Source organism: Bacteroidales bacterium, assembly GCA_031275285.1.
Taxonomy (GTDB): domain Bacteria; phylum Bacteroidota; class Bacteroidia; order Bacteroidales; family UBA4181; genus JAIRLS01.
In genome coordinates, this window is record JAISOY010000173.1 from 16,595 (window position 1) to 39,295 (window position 22,701).

Sequence of the window (22,701 nt, forward strand, 5' to 3'; positions counted from 1 at the left end):
GAACAAAAATGTTCATTCCTGGTTTTCCTCTTCAAATTTCCACTATCCATTATTCTCAATTTTTAATTCTCAATTTTCAATTCTAAAAATGGGTAACCCGAAAGCATTTTTAACCATTCCCCGCAAAGAGGCGGGATATAGGCCTATATTGGAACGCATCACGGATTTTGGTGAAGTGGAACAGACCCTGAATAGCGATGACCGTATCCTGCAGGGGTCACGGTGTATGGAGTGTGGTGTTCCGTTTTGCCACTGGGCCTGTCCGATTGGTAACTGTATGCCCGAATGGCAGGATTCCTTGACTAAAGGAAAATGGCAGGAGGCATATGAACGGCTGGCAGCTACCAATAATTTTCCCGAATTTACAGGACGCGTATGTCCGGCACTGTGTGAGAAAAGTTGCGTACTGGCTATGACAGACCAGGCTGTCACTATACGGGAAAACGAAGCAGCCATTGCCGAACATGCCTTCCATGAAGGGTATGTAAAACCACGTATCCCACAAAAAAGAACCGGAAAAAAAGTGGCTGTGATCGGATCCGGGCCTGCCGGCCTCTCTGTGGCGGATATGCTTAACCGGCAGGGACATTGTATTACGGTTTTTGAAAAAGACGAAGCTCTGGGAGGATTATTGCGTTTTGGTATTCCTGATTTTAAACTGAATAAGGAAATTATCGACCGGAGGCTGGGAATACTCCGTGAAGAAGGGATTGAATTCAAAACCGGCATAAACATCGGAAAGGACATCAGCCATGAGCAACTCCTGAAAAAATACGATGCCATCTGCCTGGCAGTCGGTGCGGGACATCCCCGCGATCTTCCGGTAGAGGGGAAGAAACTAAAAGGAATACATTTCGCTTTGGAACTGTTGCAACAACAGAACCGGGTTGTGGCGGGGGAGGTCATTTCGAAAGAACACCTGATCTCTGCAAAAGGAAAGCATGTTGTGGTGATTGGCGGGGGAGATACCGGTTCCGATTGTGTGGGTACTTCCGTACGCCATAAGGCGGCTCAAGTCACACAAATAGAGATCATGTCCCAGCCACCCGGATCATATAATCCGGAAACACCGTGGCCACTCTATCCGAATGTGTTGAGAACATCCAGTTCCCATAAAGAGGGATGCTTGCGCCGTTGGAACCTGGCTACAAAACGGTTTATCGGGGAAAAAGGAAAAGTAACCGGTGTGGAAGTAGCCGAAGTTGTATGGAGTAAAGACAAAACCGGACGTATGCTAATGAAGGAAACAGGAAAAACAGAGATCATCAAAGCCGACCTGGTATTATTGTCCATGGGTTTTATCCACCCGGTCCATGAAGGCTTACTGGATAGCCTGGGAGTTAAGTATGACGGACGGGGTAATGTTCAGTCGGTTATACCCGGCCGGACATCAGTGGATAAAATTTTTGTTGCAGGAGACGCCACGCTGGGAGCCAGTCTTGTTGTGCGGGCAATTCAATCGGGTAGGGAAGCCGCCGAAGCCATCGGACGGTTCCTGGAAAATAGTTAAAGAGTCCGGTTTATTATGAACCTATATGCTATTTTTATAGTTTGAAGGTGTAAAAATTTTCGGCTTTTATAAAACCAAAATCTTTATACAGGTATTCTCCCGCTTTTGAAGCGCTGACTCTCAAAATCCCGATTCTGCGTGCTTTTGCTTCGTCGACAATGATTTTCAGCAGATGACTTGCAAAGCCCTTTCTTCTGTGTCCCTCTTCTGTAAACACATTACAAACTTCTCCGATTAAACCGCTTGTATTTTGATAATACGGCGGTTTTTTGCTAAAGGCAATTCCACAAGTCGAAACTATCTTACCGTTTACTTCGGCAACCCACGCAATAAAAGAACCATCAGCGATTGCAGATGTATAATAGCCAGACAGATCTTTGCTTATATCGATATCCAAAGCCGAGCCTTCAGCTAAAAGTTGCTCCATACGCAAGACTACAAGCTCCTTTACATCAGCATGCGTTGCTATCCTATAAATAACTTCCATTTATTTTATCTATTATAAATATATTACTTAGCCGGTGAATGACGATCATTTCATCTCTATATCCTCGACAAATCCTTGTATAATCATATTGTCCTGAGAAACAGGATTCCCGTTAAACGAGACATTTTCAAACAATACCCGGCTTATCTTGTGTTCCCGGTCATGTCCTTTCAGTTCGATGTCTGGGGATCTTCCGGAAGCATGTATATTTTTGAACACTACATCGTGTATGTTTCCTCTTTCCTGGTCTTTTGACCACACTGCTTCGCCTAACCACAATGAGATAAACCTCCGGCTCTCTTCGATACGAATGTCTTCAAAACGTATGTTGCTGATGGTGGCTGCATCCGAATGAAAAATACGTAACGCCCATTCTCTCCCCTGGTCATGGATCACATCACAATTCCTGAATGTAACCTGATCCACATTGTTGGTTAATTCGGCACCGATACTCAGGGCGTGTGCTACTTCGTTCCATAATACGCAATCCTGTACGAGGATACGGCCTGCCGGCCCCTCATGGTTCAGTGTCTTTACAACGACAAGGTCATCAAGTGTACGTATAAAGCAATCGTTTACAGTAATATCATGACTGCTGCAGATATCTATTCCGTCTGAATTGGCGCGGTATCCCAGTATCTTTATATTGTTTACCGTTACATTTTCAGCGCTGAAGATGGGGATGGTCCAGGTACTGGGATCCCGTAAGATGATACCCTCCACTTCGATGTTTTCACCTTTTATATTGATCATATTTCTGGCATGGGTAGTACAGCCGGTAGCATCCAGTATCCCGCGTCCACGGACTTTGATATTTTTCCCCCTTAATTCCAGGGTAGGCGTATAGCCGCGTAATCCGCTGTAACTACTGATCCAATATTTTTCTTCGGGATCGATAATGGCCCTGACTACGGCTCCTCCGGCAATATATACGGTTTTATTATCGCTCACTCTCAGATGACTGATCTCGTGTATGCCCGGACCAAAATAGATGACATCCGGATCGTCTTTTTCTGGTATGTCGGTTTCAAACGGGTTGGCGAAAATGTGGAGGCAATGGATCCAGTCATCGTTGATCTCAATGGTTAACTTACGGGGCTGGTCCAGATTAAAAGAGATCGTATTTCCATTGATATCGGGAACCATACCTAATGAAGAAGGTAATATTTTCGCGGAACGGATCTTTGAATCCACTGAAACACTGATCTTAACCGGGCCATTCATGTCAAAATAAGCAAATGAGGCCGTATCATGGTAAAGAGCAGAATTGGCTTTGTCATCCATGGCCAGCCATCTTGACCTGTCGTCTTCCGGAGCTATTCTTGCCTGATATACAGGAATTTTTTCGCCTTCCACTTTAACTTCATACGCTGTGCTTAATTCTTCACCTTCAGGGGCAGGGTATATCTTTATATGGTTATCTTTATTCGCACAGGAACAGGATATACATGCAATAAGGATCAATAGCCAAATTTTATTTTTCATCTGTTTATATTTTATTTTTTTAAGGTCAGATGCAATACGCCATAGATAATCATTACGGTGGGTGAACAGTAATGTTCATGGCTATTTCATAGTGGAAAGAATTTAAGTGCCGGTCTTGTTACAAAAGCTACCGGATGATTTCTGAAAAACTATTTAAAGGTAATCCCAAAAACTAACTTTTAAGCACTCAGTGCCATTAATTGTTTTCTTAAGTCGCATTGATTATGATTATTAATATGAAATTAATTTATTGGTATTACTTAATTCTGTCAAAGATAAGACCCTTTTTACCAACTTTTAACCAGTCACCAATAAAATTCTTATCATGTTTTTGTTTTGGTATGAATACGCTCTTTCTTCCAATATATGTTATAGACGGATCAAATTCTTGAGTTAAAGTTTTATATTTGCTACATCCTTAACAATTGTACAAATCTCCAATAGATATTCGGATAATATATGCACATGTTTATGAAACAACTTATTGCTGTGACAAGCCTTTTGATCTTGTTTTTTACTATTGCCTGCAACAGTAAACGAGAACTTACTTTTTCCAAAGCTACTTATGTCGCACGTGTAACAGGTGATGTACTTGCCGGAGAGATGGAGGAGTTTCCGAATTCCAACAGAACCGGTGAAGATTTTAATATAGGAGCTACTGATCTCGGGATCATTTGGGAAATGAAAAACGGCGAATATGGTATTTTTTTCGGTGATACATATGGAAGGGATCATTTTAAAGATATGGGTGATGGAAAAGTACCCAATTATAGTGATTGGAGATGTAATGTGCTTGTCTTTTCCAATGACCGGAACCTGGAAGACGGGTTGACGTTCGATGGGGCGGCAATGGATCCGACCGGATCAGCACGTGAAATTATATATGGAGCCAAAGACCAGTCGGGTACCGGTGACTGGACCTCTATACCCACAGGGGCGATCTGCGCCAACGGGATAGATTATGTCCATTATATGAATGTGAAAAATTGGCTCAAGGATAATGACTGGATCAGTAATTATTCCGGTTTGTACCGTTCGAGAGATAGTGGCCGGAACTGGGAGAAATGTGAAAATATGTATTGGGATTCCGGCAGTAATTTTGGACAGGTAGGCTATTGGAAAAAAGACGGTTATGTTTATATGATGGGTACTGAGACCGGCAGGAAATCAACAGCCCGGGTAGCCCGCTTCAGGGAAGGTGATATAGAGGAACAGGATCAGTATGAGTATTGGAATGAAATTGAAAAAAAATGGATAAAAGGCGATGAATTAAGGGCGACCGATTTGTTCGAGGATACGGTTGGCGAATTATCTGTTATCTACCATAAAAAAAGCAGAAAATGGATCGTCACTTATTTCTGCGGACAACGTTACAATATCACTGTCCGGTATGCCGATAACATTACAGGCCCATGGAGCGAGCCGCAGGAACTGGCGCATGGTAGTGAATTCCCCCAGTTATACGGATCATTCATCCATCCTTTGTCTGCCGATGGCGATCATCTTTATTTTCTGATGTCGCGCTGGGCTCCGTACAATGTTTTTCTGATGAAGTCGGAAGTTAAATGATATTGTTACCATTCCAAAAAGATAGAATTAAAATATGGGCCTGAGTGTGGAAAAAGATCAACTTGTTCAACCATCCGGGGAATGTACCGGATTCCTCCGGCAGGTGGCGGCTTATTTGCATCGGGCATATGGCGAACAATTGCACCGGTTTTGTATCGTTTTTCCGAATATCCGGGCCGGGTTGTTTTTCAGGAAGTATCTTGCCGCTCTGTCTGACAGGCCGGTGTGGAGCCCTGCGTTCCGTTCCATGAATTCATTGATGGAAGAAATAGCCGGCTGGACGGAATCCGACCGGGTCGGGATGGTATTCGATTTGTATCAGGCTTACCGGGAACATAAACCAACTGCTGAAAGTTTCGATGAATTTTATTTCTGGGGTGAAATGTTGCTGGATGATTTTGACGATATCGATAAACATCTGGTAGATGCCCGGGACCTGTTCCGGAACGTTTCCGACCTCAAAGAGATAGATCAGTTATTCGATTATTTGTCGGAAGACCAAAAGAACGCTATCCGTATTTTCTGGCAGGATTTCAATGGAGGGAAGACAGGTGCCCTGAAAGCGGACTTTGCAACCGTATGGCCTTCACTTCACCTGATCTATCATTCTTTTAAGAAACGGTTGCAGGATAAGTCGTTGGGTTATGAAGGCATGATACAACGGGAAGCGGTAAGGTTGATCCGTAGTAATAAAGCCGGAAATACCGGATATGAACGATATGTATTTATCGGCTTCAATGCGTTGAATCCCTGTGAAAAATATTTTTTCAAATCGCTGCAGAAACAGGATAAAGCCATGTTCTTCTGGGATTATGACGACTATTACCTGAACCACAAATGGCATGAAGCCGGAATATTTATGCGGGAAAATATCCGTCAGTTCCCTTCTGAATGGCACATTGATTCACAGAACCTGACGGACAAGGCCAAAGAGATGGAGGTTATTTCAGTTCCTTCCGAAACGGGGCAGGCAGGAATGGCCGGGCAGATACTGAACGGGATGCCTGCAGGTATCGATTGGGACCGTACGGCCGTGGTGCTGCCCGACGAGCATTTATTGTTGCCGGTACTTTCGTCTATTCCACAGGAAATAAGGGATATCAATATTACCATGGGGTATCCTTTTGTTTTTTCTCCGGCCAACAGCCTTTTCGAGCGGCTGGCCCTGTTACAACAAAGAGTACGTATTTATTCCGGGGTGGTCAAATTTTACCATCATGATGTAAATATGGTTTTACACCATCCATATATTCAGAATATTGCATCAAAAGAGGCTGATGAGGCCATTCGGGATACCGTGGAACATAACCGGATCTATGTATCCGTGGAGGAAATGACCGATCATCCGTTATTCCGTATGTTATTCCGGAAGTGTTCGGGTGCAGGGGATTTTATCGCTTATTTGCTGGAAGCCGCTTCGGAAATCATCGGATGGATCAAAAAAAATGAAGATACAGAGGCGCATATCTCCGCCAACGAACAATACCAGTTGGAATACCTGTATACATTTTATACCTCACTGCAAAGGATCGGGGACATATTTTCTTCGGAACAGATCGATATGGAGGTCCATGTATTTTGCCGTTTGATGCGTAAAGTTTTTGCCTCGCTCAAAATTCCTTTCAGCGGGGAACCGCTTAAAGGGCTTCAGGTGATGGGAATGCTCGAGACACGGGTGCTCGATTTTGAACATGTCATCATCCTGTCGATGAACGAGGGTATTATCCCGAAGCCCAATCCCCGCCAGTCTTTTATTCCCTATAATCTTCGTAAGGGTTTTGGGTTGACGACCTCCGAACGTTACGATGCCATCAGCGCTTATCATTTTTATCGTTTGATCCAGAGGGCGTCAAATATCCATTTGATCTACAATTCGGCGGCAACCGACCGGAATACGGGTGAGATGAGCCGCTTTATCAGCCAGTTGATCTATGAACCTGCATTTGAAGTACGGAAACGGGATATTACTTTTCATGTTCGTACCCAGGACGACAGGGAGATCATTCACGAAAGGACAGCAGATATTAGGAAATTACTGGCTTTATATTGTTCTCAGGGTGAGGGAAAAAGAATGTTGTCTCCCAGCGCTTTGAATACTTACCTGGATTGCCGCCTGCGTTTTTACTTCCGTTATATCGAGGGATTGGAGGAACAGGAACAGGTCATCGATGAGATCGACCCTTCTGTATTCGGGTTGTTGTTGCATAAAACCATGGAAGATCTTTACCGTCCGTACCTGAACGAAGTGATGTCTGTAGAATTGCTCACGCAGATACAAAAGAATACATCCCTGATCGATGAGACCCTGTTGAAAGCCTTTGCAGAACATTATTTTCATTCCCGGCATGTCGATGAAAGCGATATTACCGGACGGAATATCATTATCCGGGAAGTGTTGCTGAAATATATCCATCGGGTAATAGAGGTGGATAAAGCTGCGGCTCCGTTCACACTGCTGGGATTGGAAGAAAAACTGAATATTCCTGTTCCGGTCAGCAGTATTTCTTCTTCTGCTACCGTGAACATGTACGGCATCATTGATCGTATCGAATGCAGGAATGAGGCATTGTATATTATTGACTATAAAACAGGGAATGCCAGCCGGAAATTCAGGTCCGTTCCCGATCTGTTTGACCGCAATAAGAACGGAAATCACGCTGTGATGCAGACACTGGTATATGCCTGTATGGCGAAGCTGGTTTATCCCGGATACCGGAAGATCAATTCAGGATTGTATGTGGTCAAGGATCTGTTCCGGGAACCGGATTATGATCCGAGGATCTCTATCATAAGACAGGATCCTTTGGATAATTACTTTGATGTGTCCAAAGAGTTCGAATACCTGTTGAATGAATTACTGGCGGAAATGTTTCTCAGTGATGTTCCTTTTACACAAACCCCGGATGAAAAGAAATGCCTGAATTGTCTGTATGCGGATATTTGCCACAGGAAACGGGGATAAATACATGAAGCTGCGATGGAGAAATAAATATATGTATAAGAATAACCATAAAAATTTGACAACAATGAAATTCAGTAACGTAAGATTATTAGTAAAGGATTTTGCTAAATGTTTTAAGTTCTACTCTGAAAAACTTGGATTGGAACCGGCCTGGGGTGATGAGAGCAGTGGATATGCCAGTTTTAAGGTAGCAGACGGGATAGAAGGTTTCGCTCTTTTTGTATCCGATTGGATGGCACCGTCTGTAGGTAATGCGAATAAAGAATTGCCTGTAGGATTCCGGGAGAAGTCACTTGTGTCATTCAGTGTGGATAATGTTGATGACACTTATGTAGCTTTGAAAGCAAAGGGTGTGATATTTGTTAATGAACCTACCGATATGGCTGATTGGGGGATGCGCACGGTACATTTGCGCGATCCTGAAGATAATTTAATAGAACTTTTTTCACCATTGGCTTCGGACCAATGGAGTGAAGAGCTAATAGAAGAAAATAAAAGATACGAGTAAACAGGGTTTACATTGGTAGTATTTACAATAAAGCGGGAAATCTAAGATATTATGAGATTTCCCGCTTTATTGATAAAATAAGGTTTTCAGGTGTATTGGAATAGGACCCGTCAACGCCCACGGAACGGTAAAATCCTAAAAAGACAGGAGAAGCCAACAAAAGACAAAAAGTCTGTTAGTCAGTAGATTAACAGACTTTTTTTTATTCTACCCTCGGACAAGAAAAGACAGTTTAGGACAGCAGTCGAGTGAGTAAAAAGTGAGTAAAACCACTTGCTGAATTTTACTCACTTTTAAGCGGATTATTAGCTGGTAGCTAATGACTTATAATGACCTAACTTGGCTTTTTTGAGAGCTTCATTCTTTAAGGTTCAGTGAGTAATTTTGTCGAATTATTAAAAAGAATGAGCAATGAAAAGTACGTATCGAATCCTTTTCTTAATCAGAAAGAGAGACTTAAACAAGGATGGACTCGCCAATATCATGGTTAGAATAACAATTAGCGGAGAAAAAGCAGAATTCAGTTCCAAAGAATTTGTCAAGCCTGAAATGTGGAACTCATTGGGCAAAGTCATGGGAAGAACAAAGGAAGCCCAACAAATAAATGATTCGCTGGATAAAATAAAGATTGCTTTGGATAAGCAATACAAAGAAATTCTTGAAAAAGATGGCTATGTTACACCGGATAAACTCCGAGACACCTATCTGGGTAAGATTATTCGTAAACATACCGTCTTATCCCTATATAATATTAAGGTAGAGCAAAAGCGAAATCTTGTCGGAAAAACAATCCGTTGTACCACTCTTTCTAAATATTTGGCTACCCGAAAGCGTGTTGCCGATTTCATGGTGTACAAATATAAGAAAGAAGATATGCCAATCCGCGATGTAGATTTTCAATTTGTGACGGACTATGAGGTTTATCTGAAATCAATCTGCAAATGTGGACATAACTCTACCGTCAAACATTTACGTTACTTGAAGCAAGTAGTTACCAATGCGCTTAAAAACAGATATATTGCCGTTGACCCTTTCGATGATTATACATTAGGATACAAGCCTGTAAAAAAGGAATTTCTGATTGAGCCTGAAATCAAGAAGCTAATGAATAAGAAATTCGAGTCAAAACGACTAGCGGAAGTACGAGATGTATTTTTGTTTCAAATTTTCACTGGGTTAGCCTACATAGATGCCGCCAATCTAACAGAGAATAATATTATAGAAGACGGTTACGGACAGAAATGGATACAACTGACCCGTCAGAAATCTTCTGTTCAGGCTAATATTCCACTATTGGATGTTCCTTTATCTATTCTCAAAAAATATAAAGGATTGAAAAACGGTAAACTGTTACCCATTCATACCAACCAAAAAATGAACGAATATTTGAAAGAAATTGCTTCTTTATGTGGCATAAATAAAAGATTGACAACGCATTGCGGTAGGCATTCGTTCGGAACGATTATGCTGACCAAAGGGGTTTCAATCGAAAGTGTTTCTAAGATGTTAGGTCATACAAATATCACTACAACACAGATTTACGCGAAAGTTCTTAATCAGAAAATATTCACGGAAGTGAATAAGGTCAGAGGAGAATTGGATGGGTTGGCAAAGTATTATAGACAGAGGAAATAATTCCTAAAAACTTAAATTCATTCCCCAAATAATGAAGTTCATCAGAAAAATCAGAAGATTTACCCTGAATTTCCGGCGAAAAATCTACTTTTGAACCATGATACAGATTAAAAAGATAAATATAAAACATATCCTTATTTTTCTGTTTGCCACACTGCTTTATGCTTTGTGTCAAATGCTTTTCAGTGCTATTCTGATGAAAGAAGATTTAGGGGATAAATTTCTGATTCAGCTACTATCCCACTATGTCGTAATCTTTACCATGTGTATCGCAGATTACCTGTTATTACTATTCCTGAATAAGTATATACCCTATTCCAAAAACATATTACTCCGTGTCATAGCAGACTTTGTTGGGGTAATCGTAATATGCCTGATTGTATTGGGTATGTTCAATTACCTGATATATGATGTACTTCTTATTTCAAAAGACGGGCTGCCTTCTTTCCTTGTCAAATTTGCATTTGGGATGACAAACAATATCCCTATCCTGTTGGCATTTGAGCTGATCCACTACTTCCAATCCGAACAAAAAGCCATCGCTGATTCCGAGAAAGCAAAACGTGAAGCATTGCTGTTCGAACATGAAACGCTGAGGTCGCAGATAAACCCGCATTTTCTGTTTAACTCGCTGAATGTATTATCGTCATTAATCTATATGAATCCGGACAATGCGAATAAGTTCACCAAAGCCCTCTCAAAAACTTATCGCTATGTGCTTTCTTTAAACCGCCGACCAATGGTTTCTGTTGAAGAAGATTTGGACGCACTGGAATCATATATCTTCCTAATGGAAATGAGATTTGAAAACTCTTTTACTTTTACGGTAAACAAAACGTGCGCCTGTGAAAAGAAGATGATTATTCCCCTTACCCTGCAATTACTGATAGAGAACGTATTCAAGCATAATGTAGCAACCGAAGAAATGCCATTGGATATAAAAATTACTATCGGGAGTGAATACATTACAGTTGAGAACAATATCCAGCCCTCGAATGATGTGGATAAAGGAGGAATCGGACTGAAATATCTCACAAAGCAATATAAACTGTATGCCAAAGAGGTAGTCGTTGAGCATACTCCCCAAGTGTTTATTGTAAAAATCCCCTATATACAACCATGAAGTACCTGATAGTAGAAGATGAGCGGTTTGCATACGAAGAACTGAAACGCATGATGACGGAGTTACGTCCCGATTATTCGTTGGAGAAGCGGACGAAAACAGTCGTAGACACCATTGCGTTTTTGAAAACTTCTGCTGTCGATCTGATTTTGTTGGATATACGGCTTGCCGATGGCAACTGCTTCGAGATATTCAACCATGTAGAGGTCAGTACGCCTGTCATATTTACCACTGCTTACGATGAACACGCTATCAAGGCATTCAAGTTGAACAGCATTGATTACCTGTTAAAACCTTTTGATGAAAAGGAACTGGAGGCGGCATTAATCAAGTTTGAGAATATCTTCCACGATAATTCTCATAAAACCGATCCGAAGAACTTCGAGCAGATATTGGCAGCCAAAAACAAGAACCGTTTCTTGATATCGAAAGGAGACAATTATCATTATATAGAAACGGCGGATATTGCTCATTTTTACAGTGAAGAAGGGGTTGTATTCCTGCATACGTTTCAAAACAAACGATATATCATCAATTACACGTTAGACCAACTGGAACAGCAGCTTGATAGCCGCCTGTTTTTTCGAGTATCACGTAATTGCATCAGTAATGTGAAGGCAATCGAAAATGTGGCTAAATACTTCAATAGCCGTTTAAAGCTCTCTTTCCAACCTGCCTGTCCTCACGAAGTGCTGGTCAGCAGGGTGCGTGTACCCGACTTTCTGAAATGGATGGACGGGATTCTTTAAGAAGAAAGGCGTAATCACATTGAAAAGTCCTATTTTTGCAAAATGGATTCTATTCCCATTCATAAAACATCCGAACTCTTTCAGGGAGAAGTCGCCCAAATGCGGTATATTTCGGGAGAAGAAAAATCGCCTGTCAATGCTCATGTACATAGAGACGATTATTATATTTTCCTTTTAATAGAGAAAGGCAAGGGCACTGTATTAATTGATTTTGAGGAACGCAAAATAGCCGGAAATAATATTTATTGTATTCTGCCGGGGCAAGTTCATCACTCTGGTAATAAAGTCAATGCCAGTGGTTGGTTTTTAGCGGTTGATAGCATGCTTGTAAAAAGTGAACATAAGGAAATATTTGAGAAAGCTATCATTGCCGGATACACACCCAAACCAGACGAAGGTACGATCAATACATTAAGAAGTTGTGCTGTTCTTGTTCATAAACGACTTCAATCCGATAAACAAAATAGCGGACAACAAATTCTGCATGATTTACTTTCAGCCTATATTGGGATGATAGCAGAAGTTTATCAAGAAGGGTTATCCCCATCAGCCAATAAACGTTTTGCTATCATTACTTACGAGTTCAAGACTTTGCTGTCCGTCAATTATCGCTCAATGAAACAGCCATCTCAATATGCGGCTAAAATGAATATTTCTCCGATATATCTATATGAAGCTGTTAAACAGACCACCGGACAGAGTGTGAGTAATTATATCCACAACGAAATTGTCATTCAAGCCAAACGCTTGCTGTTCTATACCGATAGAAGCGTTAAGGAGATTGCTTTGGAGTTGGGATATGAAGATTATGCCTACTTTACACGTCTGTTTACTAAGACATCAAAACTATCCCCGACACAATTCCGAAAGAAATACCTTAAATAGTCCAACTTATACCTTTTTCTCTCCATTTCCGTATCCTTTCCATTTCCGTTTCTTTGCACTCTGTAACAATCAATACAAGTAAAGATGGAAAAGGGAGCGGAACGATTAAAAAAGATACAGACTCTGTATATGAGTATTAATCCTCATAAATGCAAAGCCTGTTGGGAATGTATAACTGTTTGTCCGAAACAAGTAATCGGCAAAGTTGGATTCCTATGGCATAAACATATCGTATTCAAAGATTCCGATAACTGTTCGGGATGTCAAAAGTGTATCAAGATTTGTCCGCATGGGGTATTCAATCATCAATAAATATTATGGAAAAAACAAATAAGAAAGCATTTAGCCAACGCAAATTCGTATCTGTCGGGCTATTTTTATCGCTGGCGATATTAGTTATAACGGGGATTCTGATTCAGATTTATGAGCACTTCGATGAGGGTTTTGCTATACATTTCTTTGTCGGCGTTCATGTTCTTACGGGGATTTTCTTTTCGGTTATATCAATACTTCATATCATAATCAACTGGCGGGCATTAAAAAGTTATATCAAGACAAAGAATGTAAGTATTGGCAAAGAAACCATAGCGGCGATTGTGGTAGCTATCTTAATTATTTTCATTGGGTTTATTGTTGAATATCATCATCTTTAATTGTGGTGTATCCGACTTCCTGAAATGGATAGACGGGAGTTTGGACTAATCCTCAAATAAAAATTTTCTTTTTGTACAGGGTATGGAAATTCCATGCCCTGTTTTCTGCATTTCATTTTGCCAATTCTGAACTCCATAGTTATTGGCTTTCGGTATTGCTTCATTCATTGTTCTTTTGCGGAGATTATAAACGCAAAAATTTTAAAATCATGAAGTTAGCATCATTGTTCTTAGTGGTATTGGGAACCCTTCTATGTCTGGAAGGGAAAGCACAACAATTATCGTTCAAAACCGAATATCTTGGAAATTCCGGTTATTATTTCTTGCCTCCCGGCGAAAAGCCAAGAGAGAAAATAGGCGATGCCAAAGGTTCTGTCGTAGTTTATCAGGGAGCGTTCAACATGCCCCTATCCGTGAAACTGAATGAGAACAATCGTCCGACTGCTTGGGGTATTGGTCTTGGCGGGTCATACACATCATTGAACAACAAAAATTTCACGGATCACATGGTTTCCGAAATCATGAATTTACAGGTAGGGCTTTACCACTTACGACCGTTAAACGACAAATGGTCGATGCGGGCAAGTGCGGGCGTGGCGGTACTCGCTCCTTCCGCCGATCTTTCTAAAATCAGGTTCAAGCACGTACTTGGAAGCGGAGGAATTATCTTCATCCGCCACCTGAAACCCAATCTATCTATTGGCGGCGGTGTGGCTATAAACAGTTCGTTGGGTTATCCGATGATATTCCCTGCGGTGTATCTGAATTGGGAACTTGACGGGAAGTTCGATGTAAACGTGGAGCTGGTCGAAGGGTTGGACGTGTCGGCAGGTTATAGTTTCAACGATTGGTTTAAGCTATCGTATGCTTTAGAAATGAACGGACAGGCAGCTTTGTTGGAAAAGGACGGCAAAGATGTCATATTCTCCCACCAATATATCGTAACGGGGTTTCGTCCCGAAATAAAGGTTGGCAAAACCGGATTATCCATGACTGCTATGGCAGGGTTGAACCTGTATCGTCCGGCTTCTTACAGCGACCGAACGCTGAAGGGAGTGTTTGCGACCGATAATGATTATTATTTCTCTGTTTCGCCATACGTGTCTTTCGGAATCAAATACAATTTCGGAAAATGAGGACGATTCAGGTTTTGTTTGCCCTATTGATAACAGGCAATACAGTCATGGCGCAGGAATACCCGCAGAAGTTCTCTTTGCAACAATGCCTCGACTTTGCCGTCAATAACAGCTATGCCGCGCATAGGGCAAATCTCGATGTCAGTGAGGCAGGTTATCAGATAAACGAAGCCCGGTCGAACGTATTGCCGCATATAAACGCTTCGGGCGGTTTCGACCATAGCTTGGTTTTGCCCACAACGATGTTGCCCGGCGAACTTATCGGCGAAAGCGGAACGCAAATCCCTGTTCAGATGGGTTCAAAGAACGAATTGGATTTTGACGTTTCCGTTGAACAAGTAATCTTTTCGCCAACCTTATTCACAGGAATTAAGATAGCCAAGAACAATCAGGAACTTCAAAGGCTTCGAGCAGCTATGACAAGAGAAGAAGTGATTTTCGATGTAAGCAATGCCTTCTATGACATTCTTAATAGCATGCAGGAATTGGAAAACATCCATTATATGGTATCCATGCAGGATTCGCTTTATCAGCTAATGGAAAAACGGGTGGAAGAAAACGTAACGCGGGAAGTCGATTTGAACCGTATCAAAGTAAACCTGACCAATTTACGGGCAAGAGGCAAAAATATGAATAATACTATATTGCAGCAGAAACGTTATCTGCAAATCCTGATCGGTATTCCCATTGAAGATGCTTTTGAGGTGGACGATTCGGAAGTTCAAAGCATTGGTCTATCCGAACTCCGAGGCTACTCACAGCCACAAAACAGAATAGAACTTGATGTGCTGAATAAGCAAAAAGAAATGTTAGAACTCGAAATCCGTAGCCATAAAATGGAGTATCTGCCGACGTTATCGGCTATCGCCACCGCCGGGTATCAATTTCAGTCGAACCGGCTGAATCTGACGAGAGATCCGTGGTATAGCTCTGCCATTGTCGGCGTTCGTTTAACCATTCCAATCTTCGACGGTTTGGGCAAACGAAGCCGGATAAGACGGAAACAAACACAACTGCAAAGTTTGGATTGGGATATTCGGGAAACCCGCCAAAGCCTGTCCGCCGATTACCTGAATGCGAGAAACGGACTGGAGATGACCTATGAGTTGGTGCAAGTGCAATCCGAGAACCTGAAACTGGCAGAGAAAGTATATACCCAAACAATGGCATTATATACCGAAGGTTTGGCGAGTATAACAGACCTCCTTGAAACGGAAACCTCTCTGCATGAAGTAAAAATAGCCTATACCACAGAACTTATCCGCTACAAAAAGACAGAAATAGATTTGTTGAAAGCAAGCGGCACACTTAAATACTTATTAAGCAACAATTAAAAATGAAATCCAAAATAGTAACCCCAATTATAGTAACCGTTTCCATTGTCGGTCTTATCGCATGGAAGCTGGTCGATAATAAACAGGCCATTGACCGGAATGCTGAATTATCATTGACCGTAAACACAGTCGTTCCCGTTATGGTTGAGAAACCCCGATATGTGGAGTTGAGTGAAAAAATCAGCGTAAACGGTCGTATTGATTCGGAAAACGAGGTAGCTGTTTATTCAAAGACACAGGGTATTGTCATAAAGAAATACAATAAGGTAGGCGATGTTGTCAGCCGGGGGACGGTAATCGCTCAACTTGAAAATAACGTAATACGGGAAAACCTGCGGCTCTCCGAACTGGATTTAGCGAAAGCGCAAAAAGATGTAGAGCGTTTTCAAAACCTTGTATCCATTGGCGCGGTAACGGTACGGGAACTGGAAGAATCCCAAATTACCTTACGCAGTATTGAGAGTAGGATAACAGACCTACAAGACCAACTTCGCCATACGACCATTACGTCCCCCACCTCCGGCATCATTAACAAAGATTATTTCGAAGAAGGGACATTGCTTTCTGTTGGTAGTAGTGTTGTGGATATTGTGGATAATAAAATATTGAAAATGGTTGCCAATGTAACCGAAAAGGAAGTATTAAAGCTAAAAGTAGGCATGGAAGCGGTCATTACGACAGACCTATATCCCGGCAACACATTTACAGGCACAATCGAGGCTATTTCTCCTAAAAGCAACGACAGATACTATTATTCAGTAGAATTGTCATTGAACGACCATCAACTCAAACCCGGTATGTTCGCCACCGCTATTTTTAATGTGGACGGGAATAACTGCAATACTCCCGTAGTAAGCCGGGAGGCTATTGTCGGCGGACTAAAAGCCCCTCATGTGTTTGTGATACGAGATTCTAAAGCCTATAAAGTAGCCGTACAGGTTGGCATTTCGGACGGAGAATATATTGAAATAGCCGATGGTATATCGTCTGGTGATACCATTGTGAAAAGCGGACAAATCAATTTGATTGATGGTACAGAGGTATCCATTCTAAACTTATAAAACATGAACATCATAAAAATGTCAATCACTCGTCCGACTACCGTTGTCGTGATGTTTGTCATACTCGCTTTTTTCGGCGTTTATTCTTTGACACAGCTTAATAGGGAATTAATGCCCCGCATGGAGTTTGACGTTATTTCCATCAGCACCCTATATCCGGGAGCAGGAGCCTGCGAAGTAGAAAATTCCGTAACCAAAAAGATAGAAGATGCCGTCTCTTCTATCGAAGGAATTGAAGAGATTACTTCTACCTCAATAGAAAACTTCTCTTTGGTAACTATCCGGTTAAAGGCCGAAAGTAATTTGGATAAAGCCATTCAAAATGCACAGCGAAAGGTAAATGCCATACGTTCCGATCTGCCAGAGAGCGTGAAAGAACCGTCTATCAATGATTTCAGCCTCGCAGATATTCCCATTATGACAATCGGAACAGTCGCCAATATGGGCGAAACCGGATTTTATGACCTTATCGACCACGAAATAAAACCCGCTTTGGAGAGAATACCTGGTGTGGCACAAGTTACACTTATCGGTGGGAATGAACGTGAAATACAGGTAAATATCAATGAGGAAAGAATGGCGGCATACGGGCTTTCCATTCTCGACATTAGTAATGTATTGATTAACTCTAACCTTGACTTCCCTACCGGAAAAATAAAAAGCAACAATAAACAAACGCAAATCCGTTTACAGGGGAAATATAACAGCCTTGCCGATATTGAGAATGTGATATTGAAGTATTTGCCCGATGGAACAGCCGTAAAAGTGAAGAATGTTGCGGATGTACACGATGGGAGCAAGGAAGTCGAAACCCTTAGCCGGATAAATGGAATACCATCTATCGGTATCACAATACAACGTTCTGCTGATGCCAATACCGTAGAAATATCCGAAACAACACGGAGGATACTGGATGCCTTAGAATCAGAATATGAAGCCTCCGGGTTACACTTCACGATAGCGGCTGATAATGCCGAATTTACATTGGAAGCCTCCAACTCTGTAATGATCGACCTTGTAATAGCCATCATTCTGGTAGCCTTTACAATGCTACTCTTTTTATGCAGTGTGCGAAACTCCATTATTGTTTCCATAGCCATTCCGCTATCGCTCGTTTCCACGTTCATCGTCATGTATCTATTTGGTTTCAGCCTTAACCTGATGTCGCTGTTAGCTATAACACTTGTAGTTGGTATTTTGGTTGATGATGCCATTGTCGTTATTGAGAATATCCACCGCCACATGGAAATGGGGAAAAACAGAATGCAGGCGGCATACGACGGGCTTCGGGAGATAGGCGGTACAATCGTTTCCATTACGCTGGTGCTGGTGGTCGTATTTATCCCTATTTCTCTGACACAAGGCATTATTGCCAATGTATTCCGCCAATTTGCCGTTACTATCGCCATCGCCGTACTGTTCAGCCTGTTGGTTTCATTTACCGTAGTACCGTTGCTTTACTCCCGATTTGGAAAGATAAACGAGTTCAACCGTGAGGGCTTTATCGGACGAGGCATTCAGGCTCTCGAGAACCGAATAGAGAGGATAGCCAAATGGTTTTCAAGTCTTTTAGCTTGGTCTTTGTCGCATAAGCTGATTACGTTGCTGGTTACTCTTATGGCTCTGACAGGCTCTGTAAGCCTGATAGCATTCGGTTTTATCGGAAGCAACTTCGCGCCGATGGGCGATCAGGGACAATTTGTGATGAAGCTGGAACTGCCCCGCGATGTTACAATCGAACAATCCAACCAGATCACTTACCAAGCTGAAAATATTTTGAGAAGTAGCCCCTTAGTCGAAACCGTATTTACCACCGTAGGCGCAGAAGAAAACGGACAACCACAAGCCCGTTTAGCAGACCTGCGGGTAAAGATGATTCCACATAACCGGCGCAATATTTCAACTTCCGATTTCTCACGGGAAGCTAAACTTTTTCTACAACAGCACATACCCGGAGCGCAAATATGGGTGGCAACAACCGACCTGATGGGGAATATAGATGAAGCTCCGATACAGTATTACATTATCGGACATCATATTGATTCCGTGCGGATGGCAGCCGATCGTCTTCTCCATAATATAAAATCCGTAAAAGGGATAATCGATCCCAAATTATCAGCCGAAGAAAGCAGTCCCGAAATCAGTATCATTCCCGACCGTGAAAAGATGGCGGCTTTAGGAATCCCTTTTGAAATGTTAGGCATGGCGTTGGGTAACGCATTTGCCGGAAACAACGATGCAAAATTCAGGCAAAACGAATATGAATACGACATCAATATACGCCTTGATAATTTCGACCGCAGGAGTATGGCAGACGTTGAAAACCTTACATTCATAAATACCTTCGGCGAAGCCATCAAACTGAAACAGTTTGCACGAATAGAAGAAAGCAATGCGCCGGGTATTTTGGAACGCCGTAACCGTAGTGCTTGCATAACGCTGAATTGTCAGGTCGGCACTCGTCCCATCGGCGACATCGGGCAGGACATTAGCCAAATAATAAACTCCCTCGATTTGCCGGAAAACATCACGATAATTCCCGGTGGCGAACTTGAAATGCAGGACGAAAGTTTTGGTACAATGGGCGTGGCGCTCATCATTTCCATTCTGTTGGTTTATCTCATCATGGTATTATTATACAATAACTACGTCTATCCCTTTGTCGTATTAATCTCTATTCCTCTTGCTATAATCGGCGCACTGCTCGCTTTGGCTCTGACGATGGATACCCTAAACCTGTTTACCCTGTTGGGCTTACTTGCACTCATAGGGCTTGTCGCCAAAAACGCCATCATCTTAGTCGATTTCACTAACCAGTCGAAAGAAAAAGGCATGGAACTGAAAGCCGCTCTCATCGAAGCCACCCGCCAACGCTTTCGCCCAATCCTAATGACAACGGCTGCAACGGTAATAGGTATGCTTCCTATTGCATTGGCAACCGGAGCAGGAGCCGAATGGAAAAACGGTCTGGCTTGGGTTATGATCGGGGGATTGGTTAGTTCAATGTTTCTAACGCTTATTGTCGTGCCGGTGGTTTATTACGTGATGGATAAAATGTTGGCAAAAGTGGGATTGGGTAAGAAAAAAGTTATTGAAATAAAAGAATAACAATGAAACAAATTTTACAAACCATTGCATACAAAAGTATTTATGGTGTTGTTTATGCCATAAGCCTACTACCTATGACCTTCTTGTATGCAATGGCTTCATTTACTTTTTTCCTTGCCTATCATGTTATTGAATATAGGAAAGCGGTCGTGATTCAGAATATTTCACGTTCTTTTCCCGATATGAAATATGCAGAAATCCGCTGTGTGGTAAAGAAATTCTACACCTGCTTTACCGCCTACTTTGCCGAAATACTTAAAAGTATATCCGCTCCGGCAAAGGTTCTTGATAAGAAGATAACGTTTGAAAACTTGGAACTTATAGACAGGCATATGAACGCTGGACGGAATATCATTGCTTGTTTGGGTCATTGCGGAAATTGGGAAATGTTGAACTTTATGCCTTATAAACTTTACCACGATATGTATGCCGTTTATAAGCCTCTGCGGTCAGGTATAATGAACAGATTAATGATTAAACTCCGGTCACGGTTCGGAATGAAGTTAATACCTGACAAATCGGTTATACGTCATATTCTGACACAAAAATCATCCCCTGCGGTTTATCTGTTTTTGTCCGACCAATGCCCCCGGATAAAAGATGATAAATATAAATTCGAGTTGTTGAATCAGGAAACCTATTTCTTTTCGGGCATGGAGAAGCTGGCGCGTATAAGTCGGTCGGCAGTTATCTACCTGCATATTACACAGCTATCAAAAGGAAATTATAAAGTAACGTGTATCCCTGTATGCTCCAAAGCAGAATCTACGAATGAAGGAGAAATAAGCCAAAAATATGTTGATTTACTGACTGAAAATATCAAAGAAGAACCATACGGTTGGCTATGGACGCATAAACGGTGGAAAAGATAAAACAATGATCTGACAATTAATAATCTCAAAAAAATATAATTATGGACAGTTCTTAAAAATTAAAACGAAAGCCACTAAAAAATCAAGGATAGACTTAGCAATTGACTTATGATATCGTATGAACTTTCTTTTGATTACATCTTAAAAAACAATTGTATATGAAAGAATTATTCGACACGAAGTTATTCAGTCTATTGTCTGAAGCTTCAACAGTAACAAACCGTGAAATACAGAATGCCTATGGGCACTTTATGGAACAAATAGAATCTATTGGTCAATTCGAAACTGATTTCTCGAAAATCTTTCGATTATTGACTTATTCTCGTATAGAGCTTAAAACATTACAAACACAAATCTTATACGAGCAGGAAAAAAAATGCGCTCAAAAATCTCTATATCCAAAAAGCAATATGGTTCCTTGAATCTGAAATTGAGTTATTAAAACTCAAAATTCACTCCCCGCAATCACTCCAACAATCAATTGAGCAGACATTTAAATCTACTTTATCACTCATACCTAAATTTCCGAATCTGGGAATAATGGGCATGACAGAATTACTCACTTCTATAGAATTGTTAGGTGGTATTGATGATGCAGGTAAAAATCCTTCAAAAATAGCATTTGCCAATGTTTTTGAACAGAGTTTTGGATTCAGTTTCAATGATATTTATGATTGCCAAAGAGAGCTTTTCAAACGAAAGCCTTATAATCTGACTAAAACGCTTGATGCGTTGAAATCTGCTCTCATCAAAGAATACAATAAACGAAAAGCCCAAAAAGAAAAAGATGAAAAAAGATGATTTTATAACCGGTTGATATACTATTTCTTACAAATACGAAATAGAGGGTCTGTACCAGATACCTCTATTTTTATACCTTCATTCGTATGACCTTTGTCGTACCAATGCATTGGAATTAATCGAGTTATTAATTTCAAAACAAGTAGAATTATGTATATCAATAATGATGATTTTGACAAATGGATGGAGAAGCTATCCAAAAAACTGAATGAGATTGGTCAGGACTTAAAGTCACTGGTAAATACAACGGAAATATTCGATAAGGATGAAAAGCTATTGGACAATCAGGACTTGGCATTTCTGCTCAAAACCTCCTATCGTACACTCCAACGGCACAGGACAAGCGGCAAGCTTCCGTATTTTATGATCGGACACAAAACCTATTACCGGGCTTCCGATGTCAGGGAATTTATACGGAATCATGGCAACAGCGGTATGATGTCTGAACTGGACAAGCAAACGTAACCGCATGTATCCGCCTCTCTCCAACAAATATTTTTCTTTTCGAACGTCCCCTCACCAACCCCTTTGGGGACTTTGAAAAGAGAAATATTTCTTTTATATGTTGTTGTAACCGTTATTGCAAGCGGTTGTTAGTAGAATTTAGATTATGAGTTTTTTCAAGTAAATTCAATAATGATGATGATGGCTTGTTGAAAGATGGAAATAACTTTTAGCGTAGCGTTAAAAAAGTTATTCTGTCTTTCAATAAGCTCTCCCATGAACTATATCTGTTTTCCTCGTTTGCGTCTTTTGGCTTTGTGTTGCCGTTGTTTTTTCATTCTATTCCTTCTCTATTACTTGGGAATTATCCCTGCAACCT

At 41.3% G+C, this 22,701-nt stretch carries 19 protein-coding genes; 17 read left to right on the forward strand and 2 right to left on the reverse strand.

Translation table 11 applies throughout. From position 1 onward, the window contains the following. The first annotated feature begins 88 nt into the window (after window positions 1–88). Window positions 89–1,510 (forward strand): glutamate synthase subunit beta, encoded by a 1,422-nt coding sequence (locus tag LBQ60_17245; protein ID MDR2039668.1) that lies wholly within the window; start codon window positions 89–91, stop codon window positions 1,508–1,510. Between the two features lie 34 nt (window positions 1,511–1,544). On the opposite strand, the gene LBQ60_17250 is transcribed toward LBQ60_17245, so the two are convergent. Continuing rightward, complete coding sequence (locus LBQ60_17250) at window positions 1,545–1,997, reverse strand: GNAT family N-acetyltransferase (GenBank protein ID MDR2039669.1); 453 nt, start codon at window positions 1,995–1,997, stop codon at window positions 1,545–1,547. Between the two features lie 45 nt (window positions 1,998–2,042). After that, complete coding sequence (locus LBQ60_17255; GenBank protein ID MDR2039670.1) at window positions 2,043–3,482, reverse strand: endo-polygalacturonase; 1,440 nt, start codon at window positions 3,480–3,482, stop codon at window positions 2,043–2,045. Window positions 3,483–3,953: 471 nt separating this feature from the next. Between LBQ60_17255 and LBQ60_17260 the strand changes: the two genes are divergently transcribed. From LBQ60_17260 to LBQ60_17335, 16 genes are all read left to right on the forward strand, one after another. Then, window positions 3,954–5,051 (forward strand): DUF4185 domain-containing protein, encoded by a 1,098-nt coding sequence (locus LBQ60_17260; protein MDR2039671.1) that lies wholly within the window; start codon window positions 3,954–3,956, stop codon window positions 5,049–5,051. 46 nt (window positions 5,052–5,097) lie between these two features. Next, window positions 5,098–8,013 (forward strand): PD-(D/E)XK nuclease family protein, encoded by a 2,916-nt coding sequence (locus tag LBQ60_17265; GenBank protein ID MDR2039672.1) that lies wholly within the window; start codon window positions 5,098–5,100, stop codon window positions 8,011–8,013. 64 nt (window positions 8,014–8,077) lie between these two features. Next, a complete protein-coding gene (locus tag LBQ60_17270; GenBank protein MDR2039673.1) occupies window positions 8,078–8,521 on the forward strand; it encodes a VOC family protein in 444 nt (147 codons plus the stop codon). 411 nt (window positions 8,522–8,932) lie between these two features. Further along, window positions 8,933–10,156 carry a site-specific integrase gene (locus LBQ60_17275; GenBank protein MDR2039674.1) on the forward strand — a complete coding sequence of 408 codons (1,224 nt, stop codon included), beginning with the start codon at window positions 8,933–8,935 and terminating at the stop codon, window positions 10,154–10,156. Window positions 10,157–10,253: 97 nt separating this feature from the next. Then, window positions 10,254–11,279, forward strand: a complete 1,026-nt coding sequence (locus LBQ60_17280) for a sensor histidine kinase (GenBank protein MDR2039675.1) — start codon at window positions 10,254–10,256, stop codon at window positions 11,277–11,279. After that, window positions 11,276–12,028 carry a LytTR family DNA-binding domain-containing protein gene (locus LBQ60_17285; protein MDR2039676.1) on the forward strand — a complete coding sequence of 251 codons (753 nt, stop codon included), beginning with the start codon at window positions 11,276–11,278 and terminating at the stop codon, window positions 12,026–12,028. The genes LBQ60_17280 and LBQ60_17285 overlap by 4 nt, the downstream gene beginning before the upstream one ends. A 42-nt stretch (window positions 12,029–12,070) precedes the next feature. Further along, a complete protein-coding gene (locus LBQ60_17290; GenBank protein ID MDR2039677.1) occupies window positions 12,071–12,913 on the forward strand; it encodes a helix-turn-helix transcriptional regulator in 843 nt (280 codons plus the stop codon). Between the two features lie 129 nt (window positions 12,914–13,042). Continuing rightward, window positions 13,043–13,225 (forward strand): 4Fe-4S binding protein, encoded by a 183-nt coding sequence (locus LBQ60_17295; GenBank protein MDR2039678.1) that lies wholly within the window; start codon window positions 13,043–13,045, stop codon window positions 13,223–13,225. A gap of 5 nt (window positions 13,226–13,230) precedes the next feature. After that, window positions 13,231–13,566 carry a hypothetical protein gene (locus tag LBQ60_17300; GenBank protein ID MDR2039679.1) on the forward strand — a complete coding sequence of 112 codons (336 nt, stop codon included), beginning with the start codon at window positions 13,231–13,233 and terminating at the stop codon, window positions 13,564–13,566. Between the two features lie 209 nt (window positions 13,567–13,775). After that, a complete protein-coding gene (locus LBQ60_17305; GenBank protein MDR2039680.1) occupies window positions 13,776–14,702 on the forward strand; it encodes a DUF6268 family outer membrane beta-barrel protein in 927 nt (308 codons plus the stop codon). Further along, the gene (locus LBQ60_17310) at window positions 14,699–16,036 is read left to right on the forward strand and encodes a TolC family protein (protein MDR2039681.1); all 1,338 of its coding nucleotides are present in this window, start codon (window positions 14,699–14,701) and stop codon (window positions 16,034–16,036) included. The genes LBQ60_17305 and LBQ60_17310 overlap by 4 nt, the downstream gene beginning before the upstream one ends. Before the next feature lie 2 nt (window positions 16,037–16,038). After that, a complete protein-coding gene (locus LBQ60_17315) occupies window positions 16,039–17,097 on the forward strand; it encodes an efflux RND transporter periplasmic adaptor subunit (GenBank protein ID MDR2039682.1) in 1,059 nt (352 codons plus the stop codon). A gap of 3 nt (window positions 17,098–17,100) precedes the next feature. After that, on the forward strand, window positions 17,101–20,205 hold the full coding sequence (locus LBQ60_17320; protein MDR2039683.1) for an efflux RND transporter permease subunit: 3,105 nt from the start codon (window positions 17,101–17,103) through the stop codon (window positions 20,203–20,205). Between the two features lie 2 nt (window positions 20,206–20,207). Further along, window positions 20,208–21,077 carry a lysophospholipid acyltransferase family protein gene (locus LBQ60_17325; GenBank protein MDR2039684.1) on the forward strand — a complete coding sequence of 290 codons (870 nt, stop codon included), beginning with the start codon at window positions 20,208–20,210 and terminating at the stop codon, window positions 21,075–21,077. 546 nt (window positions 21,078–21,623) lie between these two features. Continuing rightward, window positions 21,624–21,878 carry a hypothetical protein gene (locus LBQ60_17330; GenBank protein MDR2039685.1) on the forward strand — a complete coding sequence of 85 codons (255 nt, stop codon included), beginning with the start codon at window positions 21,624–21,626 and terminating at the stop codon, window positions 21,876–21,878. 150 nt (window positions 21,879–22,028) lie between these two features. Then, window positions 22,029–22,343 carry a helix-turn-helix domain-containing protein gene (locus LBQ60_17335; protein MDR2039686.1) on the forward strand — a complete coding sequence of 105 codons (315 nt, stop codon included), beginning with the start codon at window positions 22,029–22,031 and terminating at the stop codon, window positions 22,341–22,343. Window positions 22,344–22,701: the final 358 nt, after the last annotated feature.

Coding starts and splice junctions, on each gene's coding strand:
- LBQ60_17280 (MDR2039675.1), top strand. CDS start 10,254: ATGATACAGATTAAAAAGATAAATATAAAACATATCCTTATTTTTCTG.
- LBQ60_17330 (MDR2039685.1), top strand. CDS start 21,624: ATGACAGAATTACTCACTTCTATAGAATTGTTAGGTGGTATTGATGAT.
- LBQ60_17285 (MDR2039676.1), top strand. CDS start 11,276: ATGAAGTACCTGATAGTAGAAGATGAGCGGTTTGCATACGAAGAACTG.
- LBQ60_17275 (MDR2039674.1), top strand. CDS start 8,933: ATGAAAAGTACGTATCGAATCCTTTTCTTAATCAGAAAGAGAGACTTA.
- LBQ60_17305 (MDR2039680.1), top strand. CDS start 13,776: ATGAAGTTAGCATCATTGTTCTTAGTGGTATTGGGAACCCTTCTATGT.
- LBQ60_17245 (MDR2039668.1), top strand. CDS start 89: ATGGGTAACCCGAAAGCATTTTTAACCATTCCCCGCAAAGAGGCGGGA.
- LBQ60_17290 (MDR2039677.1), top strand. CDS start 12,071: ATGGATTCTATTCCCATTCATAAAACATCCGAACTCTTTCAGGGAGAA.
- LBQ60_17335 (MDR2039686.1), top strand. CDS start 22,029: ATGTATATCAATAATGATGATTTTGACAAATGGATGGAGAAGCTATCC.
- LBQ60_17270 (MDR2039673.1), top strand. CDS start 8,078: ATGAAATTCAGTAACGTAAGATTATTAGTAAAGGATTTTGCTAAATGT.
- LBQ60_17295 (MDR2039678.1), top strand. CDS start 13,043: ATGAGTATTAATCCTCATAAATGCAAAGCCTGTTGGGAATGTATAACT.
- LBQ60_17255 (MDR2039670.1), bottom strand. CDS start 3,482: ATGAAAAATAAAATTTGGCTATTGATCCTTATTGCATGTATATCCTGT.
- LBQ60_17260 (MDR2039671.1), top strand. CDS start 3,954: ATGAAACAACTTATTGCTGTGACAAGCCTTTTGATCTTGTTTTTTACT.
- LBQ60_17315 (MDR2039682.1), top strand. CDS start 16,039: ATGAAATCCAAAATAGTAACCCCAATTATAGTAACCGTTTCCATTGTC.
- LBQ60_17325 (MDR2039684.1), top strand. CDS start 20,208: ATGAAACAAATTTTACAAACCATTGCATACAAAAGTATTTATGGTGTT.
- LBQ60_17300 (MDR2039679.1), top strand. CDS start 13,231: ATGGAAAAAACAAATAAGAAAGCATTTAGCCAACGCAAATTCGTATCT.
- LBQ60_17310 (MDR2039681.1), top strand. CDS start 14,699: ATGAGGACGATTCAGGTTTTGTTTGCCCTATTGATAACAGGCAATACA.
- LBQ60_17320 (MDR2039683.1), top strand. CDS start 17,101: ATGAACATCATAAAAATGTCAATCACTCGTCCGACTACCGTTGTCGTG.
- LBQ60_17250 (MDR2039669.1), bottom strand. CDS start 1,997: ATGGAAGTTATTTATAGGATAGCAACGCATGCTGATGTAAAGGAGCTT.